Here is a 14,090-nt window from a genome sequence, read left to right on the forward strand (position 1 = left end):
GAGATGCAGGCGTCCGACATCGGCCCGGTGACGTTCACCGGCAAGGCTGTCGGCGAGTACGACCAGGACCGGGTCGAGGCGGCCATCCGCGAGCTGCTCCTCGCGGTGGGGGAGAACCCCGACCGCGAGGGCCTGCGGGAGACGCCGGCGCGGGTGGCACGGGCGTACCGGGAGATCTTCGCGGGTCTGTACCAGGAGCCCGGCGACGTGCTGACCACCACCTTCGACATCGGTCACGAGGAGATGGTGCTGGTCAAGGACATCGAGGTGTACTCCACCTGCGAGCACCACCTCGTGCCGTTCCACGGTGTCGCGCACGTCGGCTACATCCCCGGCACGGACGGCCGCATCACCGGACTGAGCAAGCTCGCCCGGCTGGTCGACGTGTACGCGCGGCGTCCGCAGGTGCAGGAGCGGCTCACCTCGCAGATCGCCGACGCGCTCGTCGAGGAGCTCAAGCCGCGCGGAGTGCTGGTCGTGGTCGAGTGCGAGCACCTGTGCATGTCGATGCGCGGCGTCCGCAAGCCCGGGTCGCGCACCGTGACCTCGGCGGTGCGCGGGCAGATGCGCGACGTCGCCACCCGCGCGGAGGCCATGAGCCTCGTGCTCGGCCGCTGACACCCGGCAGACCCTAGGCTCACCCCGTGACAGGCCCAGGTTCCTCCGCCCGTCCGGCACCGCTGCCGGCCCGGTTGCACGACCTCGGACGGACCCTCGTGATGGGCGTCGTCAACGTCACCCCGGACTCCTTCTCCGACGGCGGCCGGTGGTTCACGCCGGGCGCCGCGGTGGCGCACGGTCTGGAGCTGCTCGAGCAGGGCGCGGACCTGCTGGACGTCGGCGGCGAGTCGACCCGGCCGGGGTCGCGCCGGGTGGCCGTCGAGGACGAGCTGGCCCGGGTGCTGCCGGTGGTCGAGGAGCTGGTGGACCGGGGCGCGACCGTGAGCGTCGACACCACCCGAGCGGTGGTCGCCCGGGCGGCCGTCCAGCGCGGCGCCGTCGTGGTCAACGACGTCTCGGGCGGGCTGGCCGACGACGACATGTACTCCGTGGTGGCCGCGGCGGGGGTCGTGTACGTCGCCATGCACTGGCGCGGCCACGCGGACGTGATGGACGACCACGACGACTACGACGACGTGGTGACGGACGTGCGCCGCGAGCTGGCCGCCCGCGTGGACGCGCTGCGTGCCGCAGGGGTGCACGACGACCAGGTGGTGCTCGACCCCGGTCTGGGCTTCGCGAAGGCGGGCGCCAGCAACTGGCCGCTGCTGGCGCGGCTGCCCGAGCTGGTGGCCGACGGCTTCCCGGTGCTGGTGGGCGCGAGCCGCAAGCGCTTCCTCGGGCACCTGCTGGCGGGCCCCGACGCGGAGCCGGCACCGCCGCTCGCGCGAGACCGTGCCACGGCGGCGGTGACCGCGCTGGCCGCGGCCGCGGGAGCCTGGTGCGTGCGGGTGCACGAGGTGGCAGGCTCGGCCGACGCCGTGCGGGTGGCGGCGGCGTGGCAAGGTGCGACGGGTGCGGGTGCGGGCCCCGTTGATGACGACGAGCTTGCCGTCGACGAGGACGCGAGAACCGGAGGGAGCACGCGGTGACCACGAACGACGAGAGCCGACCGGACGCGCTGGACGCCAGCGGGCGCCGGCTCGACCAGATCAGGCTGACGGGCATCACGGCCCTCGGGTACCACGGCGTGTTCGAGCACGAGCGGCGCGAGGGGCAGACGTTCGTCGCGGACGTCGTCGTGCACCTGGACACGCGGCGCGCCGCGGCGCGCGACGACCTCGCGCACACGCTGGACTACGGCGCGCTGGCGCAGCAGGTGGCGGCGGTGCTGTCGGGGGAGCCGGTCGACCTGATCGAGACGGTGGCCGAGCGCATCGCGGCCACGGTCCTGGCGTCCGGCGTCGTGCAGGCCGTCGACGTCGCCGTGCACAAGCCCAACGCGCCCATCGAGGTGCCGTTCGGGGACGTGGTCGTCGCCATCCACCGCGACCGCACCAAGCTCCCGGCCGCCGAGCCGTACGTCCCGCGCCCGACGGCGGCGGAGCCCGCCTCCCGTCCGGTGCCGACGGCCACCGCGTCGTTCCCGGTCACCCCCGGCCCCGGTGCCCCGACGGTGGCGCCGGCCGCGCTCTCCGCCGGCGCATGGGGGGAGTCCGTCGCCCCCGCACCCGGCGGGCTGTCGGTCGAGGGCCCGGACACCCCCTCGACGGAGCTCGAGACCGTGCCCGCAGGCGGCGCCGTGGTCGACGGCGAGATCGTCACGGACGCGCTCGACCGGGCCCCCGACGGCCCGGTGGAGATCGTCCTCGCGCTCGGCGCGAACCTCGGGCCCGCGCAGGAGACCCTGCGCGAGGCCGTGAGCGACCTGGCCGGCACGCCGGGCGTCGAGGTGGTCGAGGTCTCGGCCCTGGCGCGCACCTCGGCGGTGGGCGGCCCCGAGCAGGCCGACTACCTCAACGCCGTCGTCCTGGGCACCACGACGCTGGCGCCACGCGAGCTGCTGCGGGCGACACAGGCGATCGAGCAGGCGCACGGACGCGAGCGGCAGGAGCGCTGGGGTCCGCGCACCCTGGACATCGACATCGTGCTGTACGGCTCGGTGCTGGCCGTGACCGACGACCTCGAGCTGCCGCACCCGCGGGCGCACGAGCGCGCGTTCGTGCTGCAGCCGTGGGCGCAGGTGGCCCCGCACGCGGTGCTGCCGGGTCTGGGCGGCGGACCGGTGGGGGCGCTGGCCGCGACCGCACCGGACCGTGACGGGGTGCGCTGGCTGGCGCTGGACTGGCTGACCGCGCCGATCCCCGCCGTGGGCAGCGACACCGCCGCCGTGCCGGCCGGCCCGCGCGCCCCCCTCCCGGGCCCGGGGGTCCTGGACGCGTGATGCACCGCACCCGCTGGCAGACCCTCCTGCTGATCGCCGCGACGGGGTCCGCGGTCACGTGGATCGTGCTGCGCGCTGTCGCCGGGCGCGGCGGGATGCTGCCGTCGGTGCCGGGGCTCGTGGTCGCCGTGGAGGTGCTCATCGCCGCGGTGGTGTTCTCCATGGGCTGGGCCGTGCGGCAGTTCCTGCGCGGCAAGCGGCCGACGCTGGACCCCATCCGGGCCGCCCGGACGGCCGTGCTGGCCAAGGCGTCGTGCTACACGGGCGCGCTCCTGGCCGGCTGGTACGGCGGGCAGGTGCTGACGCTGGTCGGCGACCTGGGCGTGCCGGGCAACGGTGGCCGCGCCGTCGCGGCCGGGGTCGCGACGGGCGGAGCGATCGTGCTCGCGGCGGTGGGGCTCGTCGTCGAGTGGTTCTGCCGGGTGCCCCCGCCCGAGGAGGGCGCCGAGGCGGCGCGCGAGCATCCCGCCACGGACCCGAGCGCCACCTGACCAGGTGGAAGGATGGCCCCATGACCTCCGACGCCGTCCCGGCTGATCCTCGCAGCACGCGCGAGCCGTTCGACCCCGCCGACGTCACGTGGACCCCGGTGTCGCGACGCCTGGTCGGTGCGCGGCTGACCGTCACGGCGATCGTGCTGACCCCGGTCCTCGCGCTGCTCGTCCTGATGGCGGTGCTCGTCGGTGAGGCCTGGCTGTGGGTGTTCCCCGCCGTGATCGCGCTGCTCGGGCTCTGGATCGCGTGGCTGGTGCCGCGCCAGGTGAACGCGATGGCGTACGCGGAGCGCGCGGACGACCTGCTGGTGCGCCGCGGCATCATGTTCCGCTCGCTCGTCGTGGTGCCGTACGGGCGCATGCAGTACGTGGACGTCAACGCGGGGCCCCTCGCGCGCAGGTTCGGCATCGCCTCCGTGCAGCTGCACACCGCGTCGCCGGCCACCAGCGCGTCGATCGACGGGCTGCCGCCGCACGAGGCCGCGCGCCTGCGCGACCGGATGGCCTCCCGCGGCGAGGCGCGGCTGGCGGGGCTGTGACCACCTCACCCGGCACGCCCGGCACACCCGGCACACCCGACGCACCTGGCACGCCCCGGACACCGGACGTCGAGGTCGAGAGCGACGAGTACGTCACCGGGTGGCGCCGCATGCACCCGGTCACGCCGGCGCTCAAGGGCTGGAAGGTCCTGGTCGCGGTGCTGGCCATCGGCTGGTTCCAGGTGGGCGAGAACCTGCGCCAGGCGATCGACCTGATGCACGGCACGGCGTTCCTGGCGCTCCTGGGCGGCATCCTGCTGATCGGTCTGATCGGCTTCGGGTACTCCGCGGTCGCGTGGCGCGTGACCAGGTTCGCGGTCACCGACGAGGCCGTCCACCTGCGCACGGGGATCCTGTTCCGGCAGCAGCGCCAGGCACGGCTCGACCGGCTCCAGGCGGTCGACGTGGTGCAGCCGCTGCTCGCCCGGCTGGTCGGCCTGGCCGAGCTCAAGCTCGAGGTGGCCGGCGGCAGCGGGTCCGCGGTGTCGCTCGCGTTCCTGCGCGAGTCCGAGGCGGAGGCCCTGCGCGCCGAGCTGCTCGCGCTGGCCGCCGGGCTCCAGCGCCCGGGCACCGTCGCGGCGGCCGCCGTCGCGACGCCGGAGGGCACGACGGGCACGCCAGGGGCGCCCGCGGCACCCCTGGCGTTCGAGGTCGCCCCCGAGCGCCAGGTGTACGAGCTGCCGATGGGCCGGCTCGTGAAGTCCACGCTGCGGTCGGGCACGGTGCCGACCCTGCTGCTGATCGTGGCGGCCGCGATCACGGTGAGCATCGCGTCGCGGGACATCAGCGCAGCGTTCGTGCTCGTCGCGCCCCTGTTCGGTGCCGTCACGTTCGTGTGGAGCCGGATCAACCAGGGCGCCAACTTCCGTGCCGCGATCTCGCCCGACGGCATCCGGCTGCGGCACGGTCTGACCGAGTCCCGCGCCCAGACCGTGCCGCCCGGACGCGTGCAGGCCATCCGGCTGCGGCAGGGTCCGCTGTGGCGCGGGCCCGACTGGTGGCGCGTCGAGATCAACGTGGCGGGCTACGGCCAGAGCGACCAGCAGCAGCGGGACACCGTCCTGCACCCGGTGGCCACCCGCGACGAGGCGATGACCGCGCTCTGGCTGGTGCTGCCGGACCTCGGGGTCGACGATCCCGCGGCGCTGGTCGAGGCCGCCCTGACCGGCAAGGACACCGACGGCGGGTTCACGGCGGCGCCGCGTCGCGCGCGCTGGGTGGACCCCGTCGGCTGGCGTCGGCACGGCGTGCGCGTGACCGACCGGGCGCTGGTCACGCGGTCCGGCCGGATCTGGCGCAGCGTCGACGTGGTGCCGCACGAGCGCACCCAGTCCCTCGGGCTGGCGCAGGGCCCGCTCCAGCGGCGCCTCGGGCTCGCGTCCTTCGTCCTGCACTCCACCCCCGGTCCCGTCGCCCCTCGCGTCCAGCACCTCGACGCGGGCGTCGCGGCAGCCCTGCTCGACGAGCAGGCCGAGCGCGCGCGGACCGCTCGCGCGTCCGCCACGCCGGAGCAGTGGATGCGCGCGGTCGGTGCGCCGACACCCGCGGACCCGGACCCGGAGCCGGCGACCGCCCCCCCGGAGCCGGCGGCGTCCCGCGACGAGCCAGTAGTCCCGCCGCGCACGGGAGCGGACGCGTGACCCCACCGGACCCGGCCGACCGCCCGGGCCGGCTGGGGGTCGGAGTCATCGGCACGGGTCGGGTGGGCGCGGTGCTGGGCAGCGCGCTGCGGGCCGCGGGTCACCCGGTGGTGGCGGTCTCCGCGATCTCCGAGGCGTCGCGGGAGCGGGCGGCCGTGCTGCTGCCCGGCGTCCCGGTGCTCGACATCCCCGAGGTCGTCCGGCGCGCGGAGCTGGTGCTCCTCACGGTCCCCGACGACGCGCTCGCGGACCTGGTGCGCGGGCTGGCGGACCTGGGCGCGTGGCAGGTGGGCCAGATCGTCGTGCACACGTCCGGGCGGTACGGCGTGGACGTGCTCGCCCCCGCGCGCGCGGCCGGCGTGATCCCGCTCGCGCTGCACCCGGCGATGACCTTCACGGGCACGTCCCTGGACCTCTCCCGGCTGGTCGGGTGCTCGTTCGCGGTCACCGCACCCGGCCCGGTGCTGCCGATCGGCCAGGCGCTCGTCGTGGAGATCGGCGGTGAGCCGGTGGTGCTCGCCGAGGACGCCCGCGGGCTCTACCACGCGGCGCTCGCGCACGGCGCGAACCATCTCGTGGTGCTCGTCGCGCAGGCCGCGCAGGCCCTGGCCGCGGCGGGCGTCGCGGACCCGGGCCGCATGCTCACCCCGCTGCTCGAGGCCGCGCTGGACGGCGCGCTGCGCGCGGAGTCGACCGACGGACCCGGCGCGATCAGCGCCCTGACCGGGCCGGTCCGGCGCGGGGACTCGGGGACGGTCCGCGAGCACGGTTCTGCCCTGACCGCGTTCGCCGCGGCCACGGGGGCGGTCGACGTCGTCGCGGGATACCGTGCCCTGGCGCGCTCGGCGACCGGTCGGGCGCTCGCGGCCGGCCTGATCTCGGCGGCCGCGGCACAGGAGCTGCTGGACGGCATCAACGAGGACGTCGGGACGTTGCAGGTGGACGACGGGCCGGACCCGCAGGAGGACGAATGACCACGCAGACCACCACGCCGACGCTCGTGCACACGCGCGAGGAGCTGGCGGCGGCGCTCGCCGTCCAGGACGTGCAGGCCGTGCCCCGCACCGAGGGACAGGCCGGCACCGCGCACACCGCACGGCCCTACCGCCGGGCGGTCGTCATGACCATGGGCGCACTGCACGCCGGCCACCTGTCGCTGGTCGCCCGTGCGCAGGAGCTGGCCGACGCCGTCGTCGTGACGATCTTCGTCAACCCGCTCCAGTTCTCGCCGTCGGAGGACCTCTCCCGGTACCCCCGTGACCTGCACCGTGACCTCGCGCTGCTGTCCGGGCCCGGCCTGCTCGGCCCCGACGACATCGTCTTCGCCCCCGGACCGGAGGTCGTGTACCCGGACGGCGACCCGATCGTGCGGGTGAGCGCGGGGTCGATCGGGGACGTGCTGGAGGGCGTCAGCCGGCCGGGTCACCTCGACGGCGTGCTCACGGTGGTGCTCAAGCTGATGCACCTGACCCGCCCGGAGGTCGCGCTGTTCGGCGCCAAGGACGCCCAGCAGCTGGCGGCCGTGCGTCGGATGGTCCGGGACCTCGACGTGCCGGTGACGGTGGTCGGCGCGCCGATCGTGCGCGACGAGGACGGCATCGCCCTGTCCAGCCGCAACGCCTACCTCAGCGACGACGAGCGCCGCCGCGCCCTCGGGCTGTCCCGCGCGCTGCACGCCCGAGGCACGGCGGAGGAGATCCGGTCCGGTGCGCGGCTGGCGCTGGAGGAGACCGAGGTCGACTACGTCGCGCTCGTCGACCCGGTGACCTTCGCCGAGGTGCCCGCGGACTTCGTCGGCGAGGCCCTGCTGCTCGTCGCGGCGACGGTCGGGACGACCCGGCTCATCGACAACGCCCTCGTGGAGGTGCGCGCGTGAGCTCGCTGGTGCGCACGATGATGACCGGCAAGATCCACCGCGCCACCGTCACGCAGGCGGACCTGCACTACGTCGGCTCGATCACGGTGGACGCGGACCTGCTCGCGGCGGCGGACGTGCTGCCCGGCCAGCAGGTGGACGTCGTGGACGTCACCAACGGCGCGCGACTGACCACCTACGCGATCGCGGGCCAGCCGGGCTCCGGGCAGGTCTGCGTCAACGGCGCGGCGGCCCACCTGGTGCACCCCGGGGACGTCGTCATCCTCATCGCCTACGGGCAGCTGTCCGACGCCGAAGCCCGCACCTACGAGCCCCACGTCGTGCTCGTGGACGCGCAGAACCGGATCGCCGAGGTGGGGGACGACCCCGGCCAGGTCCCGGACGGCTGGGCCGGGCTGGCACCGAGCGGTGTGCCGTTCGCGCAGGGACGTGCGATGGTCGGGCGGTGACCCGCCTCGCCACCCGCCTCGCTGCGCCCGAACCCGGCTGGACGGTGGAGGCCGACGCGGTCGTCGTCGGCTCCGGCATCGCCGGACTGACCGCCGCGCTCGAGCTGCGCACCCGCGTGCCCCGGGTGCTGCTGGTCACCAAGGACATCCTCGCGTCGGGGTCCACGGTGTGGGCGCAGGGCGGGATCGCGGCTGCGCTGGACCCGTCGGACTCGCCCTCCGCGCACCTCCAGGACACCCTCGTCGCCGGTGCGGGCCTCTGCGACCCGCGCGCGGTGGAGGTGCTGGTCACCGAGGGTCCCGCGCGCGTCCGCGAGCTCGTGAAGCGCGGTGCGGTGTTCGACACCGCCTCGGACGGCAGCATCTCGCTCACCCGCGAGGGCGGGCACCACGCCGACCGGATCGCGCACGCCGGCGGTGACGCCACGGGGGCGGAGATCTCCCGCGCGCTCGTCGCGCAGATCGAGGCGGTGCGCGAGGACCCGGGCATCGAGGTCATCGAGCACGCGCTCGTGCTCGACGTGCTGACGGGTCCGCCCGGACCGGACGGCACCCCCGGGCACGCGTGCGGCGTGACGCTGCACGTGATCGGTGAGGGGCAGCGCGACGGCGTCGGCGCCGCCCTGGGCCGCGCGGTCGTGCTGGCCACCGGCGGCATCGGCCAGGTGTACCGCTCCTCCACCAACCCCTCGCAGGCCACCGGCGACGGCATCGCCGCCGCGCTGCGGGCCGGCGCCACGCTGGGCGACGTCGAGTTCGTGCAGTTCCACCCGACCGTGCTCTGGCTCGGCTCGGGCGTGAAGGGGCAGCTGACGCTGGTCTCCGAGGCGGTGCGCGGCGAGGGTGCGCTGCTGCTGGACACCGACGGCGTGCGGTTCATGCCCGACGTGCACCCGATGGCCGAGCTGGCACCCCGGGACGTCGTCGCGCACGCGATCGTCCGGCGGATGAAGGAGACCGGCTCCGACCACGTGTGGCTGGACGCGCGGCACCTCGGCGCAGACTTCCTGCGCGCCCGGTTCCCGACGATCAACGAGCGCCTGCTCGAGCACGGCATCGACATGACCACGGACCTGGTCCCGGTGGCGCCCGCGCAGCACTACCACTCCGGCGGGGTCGTCACCGACCTGGTCGGACGGACCAGCCTGCCCGGCCTGTACGCGGTCGGCGAGGTGGCCTGCACCGGCGTGCACGGCGCCAACCGCCTCGCGTCGAACTCCCTGCTCGAGGGCCTGGTGTTCGCCACCCGCGCCGCCCGGCACATCGCCGAGCAGGTGCACCTGGGCGCGCTGCCCGCGCTCACCCCCGTGCCGCGCCCCGGCGACGAGGCCCTGGTCGCGGCGGCGTCCCGTGCGCGGGTGCAGCGGATCGCGTCGGACGGGCCCGGACCCCTGCGGTCGGGCGACGGGCTCCGGCGTGCAGCGGACCTGCTCGCCAGCGTCCCCACCGACGCCCACCGCCGCACCGACGAGGGCCGCCTGCTCGCCGTGCCGCAGGTGGCCGAGTGGGAGACGACGAACGTGCACCAGGTGGCGACCGTGCTGACCGACGCCGCGCTGGAGCGCGAGGAGAGCCGCGGCGGGCACGCACGCAGCGACTTCCCCGACACCGAGAAGGCCTGGCAGGTCCGGCTGGAGCTGTCGCTCGACGCCGACGGCACCCTGGTCTCCCGACGCGCGCAGATCGGCTGACGCATGATCCCCCTCGACCCCGCCTGGATCGCCCGCACCGTGGCGGTCGCGCTCGACGAGGACCTCGGCCCCGCTCCCGGCCGCGACGTCACGACGCAGTCGACGATCCGGCCGGAGACCGTCGGTGTCGCGGACCTCGTGGCCCGTCAGGACGGCGTCGTCGCCGGTCTGGTGGTGGTCCCCGAGGTTCTCGGACAGGTCGCCGCCCGGCTCGGACTGCCGGTGCCGACGGTGGACCAGCGCGTCCCGGACGGCACCGGGGTGGCCCGTGGTGACGTGCTCGCAGTGCTGACCGGTCGGGTGCAGGTGCTCCTCGTCGCTGAGCGCACGATGCTCAACCTCGCCTCGCGGGCGTCCGGCGTCGCCACCCACACCCGGCGCTGGGCCGACGCCCTGGACGGCACGGGCGCCCAGGTGCTCGACACCCGCAAGACGACCCCCGGGCTGCGCGCGCTGGAGAAGTACGCGGTGCGCTGCGGCGGCGGCACCAACAAGCGCATGGGGCTGTACGACGTGGCGATGGTCAAGGACAACCACGTGGTCGCCGCGGGGTCGGTGGCCGCCGCGGTCGAGGCCGTGCGCGCGCGGTTCCCGGACGTGACCATCCAGGTGGAGGCGGACACGCTGGCGCAGGCCCTCGAGGCGGTGGCCGCCGGCGCGCGGTTCCTGCTGCTCGACAACATGCCCACGCAGCTGCTGGCGGAGGTCGTGGCCGCGGTGCGCGGGGGGGAGCTGTCGACGGGGCGCGTCGAGCTGGAGGCCACCGGCAACCTCACGCTCGACCGCGCCCGGGAGGTGGCGTCGACGGGGGTCGACTACCTGTCGGTGGGCGGGCTCACGCACTCGTCGCCGATCCTCGACCTGGCTCTCGACCTGGAGCCGGGGACGACCTCGACCCGCCGGTAAGATCGCCCGGTGAGCGAGACGCCCCAGAGCACCCCTGCCCCCGACGACGCCCCCGAGCAGATCCGGGTGCGACGCGAGAAGCGGGACCGGCTGCTCGCGGCGGGCGTCGAGGCGTACCCGGTCGGGGTGCCGCGCACCCACACGATCGCGCAGGTGCGCGCCGAGCACCCGGAGCTCGAGCCCGGGCAGGAGACGGACGACGAGGTCGGCGTCGCCGGTCGCGTGGTGTTCGTGCGGATCGGCGGGAAGCTCTGCTTCGCCACGCTCCAGGACGGCGAGGGCAACCGGCTCCAGGCCATGTTCAGCCTGGCGGCCGTCGGCGAGGAGCGTCTGGCGGCGTTCAAGACGGACATCGACCTGGGCGACCACCTGTTCGTGCACGGGCGCGTGATCAGCTCGCGGCGCGGGGAGCTGTCGGTGCTCGCCGACGCCTGGCAGCTGGCGGCGAAGTCGCTGCGACCGCTGCCCAACCTCTTCGAGGGCGCCGAGCTGTCCGAGGAGGCTCGTGTCCGGCAGCGGTACGTCGACCTGATCGTGCGCCCGGCCGCCCGGCAGACCGCCCGCCAGCGCCCGGCGCTGATGCGGTCGCTGCGCGACAACTTCCACCGGCGCGACTTCATCGAGATCGAGACGCCGATGCTCCAGACGCAGCCCGGCGGCGCGACCGCCCGGCCGTTCATCACGCACATGAACGCGTTCGACATCGACCTGTACATGCGGATCGCGCCCGAGCTGTTCCTCAAGCGCGCGCTCGTCGGGGGCATCGAGCGCGTGTTCGAGATCAACCGGAACTTCCGCAACGAGGGCGCGGACTCCACGCACTCGCCGGAGTTCGCCATGCTCGAGGCGTACGAGTCCTACGGCGATTACGACACGATGGCGGCCCTGACGCGGGACCTGGTGCAGACCGCGGCGCGGGACGTGCTGGGCACCACCGTGGTCGTGATGCCCGACGGCGAGGAGTACGAGCTCGGTGGCGAGTGGGCCGAGCTGACCATGTACGGGTCGCTGTCGGAGTCGCTGGGCGAGCTGATCACGCCGCAGACCGGGCTGGACGTGCTCCAGGCGTACGCCGACAAGCTCGGCATCGAGACCGACCCGAAGCGCCTCAGCCACGGAAAGCTGGTGGAGCAGCTGTGGGAGCACCAGGTGGGCGACCACCTGTTTACGCCCACATTCGTGCGTGATTTCCCCGTGGAGACGAGCCCGTTGGTGCGCGATCACCGCAGCATCACCGGCGTTGTCGAGAAGTGGGACCTGTATGTGCGCGGGTTCGAGCTGGCGACCGGCTATTCGGAGCTCGTCGACCCGGTGATCCAGCGGAAGCGCTTCGAGGCCCAGGCGTTGCTGGCGGCGGCGGGCGACGACGAGGCCATGCGCGTGGATGAGGACTTTCTCATGGCGGTGGAGTACGCGTTGCCACCGGCCGGCGGGATCGGGCTCGGGATCGACAGGTTGCTCATGGCGCTCACCGGTCTGGGTATTCGGGAGACGATCCTGTTCCCGCTGGTGAAGCCGCTGAGCTCATGAACCCGCTGCTCACCGCCCTGGCGGCGCTCCTGCCGTCCATCGGCGTCGGTCTGTTGTTCTGGTTCGCCATCCGCGCACTGGTCAATGCGGACCGCACGGAACGGCAGGCAATCGCCAGAATGGATGCCGCCGAACGGGACGCAGAATTGGCCGCCATCAAGAAGGAATCGCCGCCGACCGTTTGACGCCTTAATGCGCCGATGCGATAGTGAGAACGACAGCATTCCCCGCATCTGTCAGATGGAGCAAGCAATGGCGCAGAAGGTTCAGGTCCTGCTGGTCGATGACATCGACGGCGGAGCTGCAGACGAGACCGTGACGTTCGGGCTCGACGGCGTCACGTATGAGATCGACCTGACCACAGGTCACGCGAGCGACCTGCGTGACGCATTTGCTCAGTGGGTCGGGCACGCACGGAAGGTCGGCGGTCGCTCCGCCTCGAAGTCGACGCCCGCGCGCGGGCGTCGTTCGTCCTCGGGCGACGCGCAGGCGATCCGCGAGTGGGCCAAGGAGCACGGGCACCACGTGTCCGAGCGCGGCCGCATCTCCGCGGAGGTCAAGGCCGCGTACGACGCAGCCCACTGACCGACGCGACGAGAGCCCGGCATCCCCCGATGCCGGGCTCTCGTCATGTCCACGCTCAGGCGGGACGCGTCCCGGTGAGCTCGCGCACCGCGGCGTACTGCTCGCGCACCCGCGGCACGGGCTCGCCGCGGTACGTGGTGGACTCCGAGGCGGAGCTCCACGCCGGCGGGGTCGAGGCGCCGGAGAGCACCCACGCGGCCTGGCGCGCGGCACCGTCGGCCACGTACTCGCCGGGCGTCGGGACGCGCACGTCGAGGCCGAGCACCGACGGGGCGATCTCGCGCACGGCGGCGGACTGCGCGCCACCGCCGATCAGGAACAGCCGCTCCACCGCGACGCCCTGGGCGCGCAGGGCGTCCACGCCGTCGGCGAGCGCGCAGAGCATGCCCTCGACGGCCGCGCGCGCCAGGTGCGCCGGGGTGGTGTTGGCCAGGCGCAGGCCGTGCAGGGCTCCTGTGGCGTCGGGCTTGTTCGGGGTGCGCTCGCCCTCCAGGTAGGGCACGAGCACGAGCCCGTCGGCGCCGGCCGGTGCGGACAGGGCCAGCGCGGACAGGCCGGCGTGGTCGACGCCGAGCATCCGGGCGGCCGCGTCGAGCACGCGCGACGCGTTCAGGGTGCACGCGAGCGGCAGGAAGGCACCCGTGGCGTCGGCGAAGCCGGTCACCAGGCCGGAGCCGTCGGCGGTCGCGGCGGACGCGATCGCGGAGACGACGCCCGAGGTGCCGATGGACACGGCGACGTCACCCGGCAGGAGCCCCAGCGCCAGTGCGGCGGCGGCGTTGTCGCCGGCACCCGGGCCGAGGATGGCGCCGCCGGTGGACCGGGGACCGGCCTGCGACGGGCCGAGCACGCGCGGGACGAGTGCGTCGTGGCCCAGCGCCAGCTCGAGCAGGTCGTGGCGGTAGTCCTCGGTGGCGGGGGACCAGTATCCGGTCCCGGACGCGTCCGAGCGGTCGGTGACCAGGGCGTCGAGCCCCGGTGCGCCGGCCAGGCGCCAGGTCAGCCAGTCGTGGGGGAGCGCGACGGCGGCGACGCGAGCGGCGTTGGCCGGCTCGGCGTCGCGCAGCCAGCGCAGCTTGGTCACGGTCAGCGACGCGACCGGCACCGAGCCGATGGCGTCGGCCCACGCCTGCGGTCCGCCCAGCTCCTCGATGAGGTCCAGGGCGGCGGGCGCCGAGCGCGTGTCGTTCCACAGGAGCGCGTCGCGGACCACCTCGCCGTCGGCGTCGAGGGCGACCATGCCGTGCTGCTGACCGCCGACGGAGATCGCCTCGACGTCGTCGAGACCCCCCGCGCTGACGATCGCGGACTGGAGGGCGTCCCACCAGTACCAGGGTGCGACCTCGGTGCCGTCGGGGTGCGACGCCCGTCCGGTGCGCACGAGCGCGCCGGTCTCCGCGTCGCGCACGACGACCTTGCAGGACTGCGTCGACGAGTCGATGCCGGCCACGAGAGCCATGAGCTACCTCCAGGTGAACCCGCGACGTCCGCACTCC

General features: G+C 74.6%; 15 protein-coding genes. 14 read left to right on the forward strand and 1 reads right to left on the reverse strand.

All coding sequences use genetic code 11. From position 1 onward, the window contains the following. The first annotated feature begins 3 nt into the window (after nucleotides 1-3). The 14 genes from folE (at nucleotide 4) to ACO06A_RS11035 (ending at nucleotide 12,594) form a co-directional block, all read left to right on the forward strand. Nucleotides 4-618 (forward strand): GTP cyclohydrolase I FolE, encoded by a 615-nt coding sequence (gene folE, locus ACO06A_RS10970; RefSeq protein ID WP_421736051.1) that lies wholly within the window; start codon nucleotides 4-6, stop codon nucleotides 616-618. Between the two features lie 101 nt (nucleotides 619-719). Next, entirely contained in the window at nucleotides 720-1,592 is an 873-nt protein-coding gene (gene folP / locus ACO06A_RS10975; RefSeq protein WP_421736052.1) for a dihydropteroate synthase, read from the forward strand. Next, entirely contained in the window at nucleotides 1,589-2,884 is a 1,296-nt protein-coding gene (gene folK / locus ACO06A_RS10980) for a 2-amino-4-hydroxy-6-hydroxymethyldihydropteridine diphosphokinase (RefSeq protein ID WP_421732223.1), read from the forward strand. The genes folP and folK overlap by 4 nt, the downstream gene beginning before the upstream one ends. Then, nucleotides 2,884-3,375 carry a DUF3180 domain-containing protein gene (locus ACO06A_RS10985; protein ID WP_421732224.1) on the forward strand — a complete coding sequence of 164 codons (492 nt, stop codon included), beginning with the start codon at nucleotides 2,884-2,886 and terminating at the stop codon, nucleotides 3,373-3,375. Before folK ends, ACO06A_RS10985 begins: the two co-directional genes overlap by 1 nt. Before the next feature lie 20 nt (nucleotides 3,376-3,395). After that, entirely contained in the window at nucleotides 3,396-3,917 is a 522-nt protein-coding gene (locus tag ACO06A_RS10990) for a PH domain-containing protein (RefSeq protein ID WP_421732225.1), read from the forward strand. Beyond that, nucleotides 3,914-5,557: a PH domain-containing protein gene (locus ACO06A_RS10995; RefSeq protein ID WP_421732226.1), complete on the forward strand. Its 1,644-nt coding sequence runs from the start codon at nucleotides 3,914-3,916 to the stop codon at nucleotides 5,555-5,557. The genes ACO06A_RS10990 and ACO06A_RS10995 overlap by 4 nt, the downstream gene beginning before the upstream one ends. Then, on the forward strand, nucleotides 5,554-6,531 hold the full coding sequence (locus tag ACO06A_RS11000; protein WP_421732228.1) for a Rossmann-like and DUF2520 domain-containing protein: 978 nt from the start codon (nucleotides 5,554-5,556) through the stop codon (nucleotides 6,529-6,531). The genes ACO06A_RS10995 and ACO06A_RS11000 overlap by 4 nt, the downstream gene beginning before the upstream one ends. Further along, a complete protein-coding gene (gene panC / locus ACO06A_RS11005) occupies nucleotides 6,528-7,433 on the forward strand; it encodes a pantoate--beta-alanine ligase (RefSeq protein ID WP_421732229.1) in 906 nt (301 codons plus the stop codon). Before ACO06A_RS11000 ends, panC begins: the two co-directional genes overlap by 4 nt. After that, nucleotides 7,430-7,882, forward strand: coding sequence for an aspartate 1-decarboxylase (panD, locus tag ACO06A_RS11010; protein WP_421732230.1), 453 nt, complete (start codon nucleotides 7,430-7,432; stop codon nucleotides 7,880-7,882). The genes panC and panD overlap by 4 nt, the downstream gene beginning before the upstream one ends. After that, nucleotides 7,879-9,573: an L-aspartate oxidase gene (locus ACO06A_RS11015; protein ID WP_421732231.1), complete on the forward strand. Its 1,695-nt coding sequence runs from the start codon at nucleotides 7,879-7,881 to the stop codon at nucleotides 9,571-9,573. Before panD ends, ACO06A_RS11015 begins: the two co-directional genes overlap by 4 nt. Nucleotides 9,574-9,576: 3 nt before the next feature. Continuing rightward, nucleotides 9,577-10,479 (forward strand): carboxylating nicotinate-nucleotide diphosphorylase, encoded by a 903-nt coding sequence (gene nadC, locus ACO06A_RS11020; protein ID WP_421732232.1) that lies wholly within the window; start codon nucleotides 9,577-9,579, stop codon nucleotides 10,477-10,479. Between the two features lie 9 nt (nucleotides 10,480-10,488). Then, the gene (gene lysS / locus ACO06A_RS11025) at nucleotides 10,489-12,009 is read left to right on the forward strand and encodes a lysine--tRNA ligase (protein ID WP_421732233.1); all 1,521 of its coding nucleotides are present in this window, start codon (nucleotides 10,489-10,491) and stop codon (nucleotides 12,007-12,009) included. Continuing rightward, a complete protein-coding gene (locus tag ACO06A_RS11030; RefSeq protein ID WP_421732234.1) occupies nucleotides 12,006-12,194 on the forward strand; it encodes a hypothetical protein in 189 nt (62 codons plus the stop codon). The genes lysS and ACO06A_RS11030 overlap by 4 nt, the downstream gene beginning before the upstream one ends. Before the next feature lie 67 nt (nucleotides 12,195-12,261). Further along, the gene (locus tag ACO06A_RS11035) at nucleotides 12,262-12,594 is read left to right on the forward strand and encodes a histone-like nucleoid-structuring protein Lsr2 (RefSeq protein ID WP_175348778.1); all 333 of its coding nucleotides are present in this window, start codon (nucleotides 12,262-12,264) and stop codon (nucleotides 12,592-12,594) included. 55 nt (nucleotides 12,595-12,649) lie between these two features. On the opposite strand, the gene xylB is transcribed toward ACO06A_RS11035, so the two are convergent. Continuing rightward, nucleotides 12,650-14,053, reverse strand: coding sequence for a xylulokinase (xylB, locus tag ACO06A_RS11040; protein ID WP_421732235.1), 1,404 nt, complete (start codon nucleotides 14,051-14,053; stop codon nucleotides 12,650-12,652). Between the last annotated feature and the right edge of the window lie 37 nt (nucleotides 14,054-14,090).

This window comes from Cellulomonas sp. (assembly GCF_965229465.1).
Taxonomy (GTDB): domain Bacteria; phylum Actinomycetota; class Actinomycetes; order Actinomycetales; family Cellulomonadaceae; genus Cellulomonas.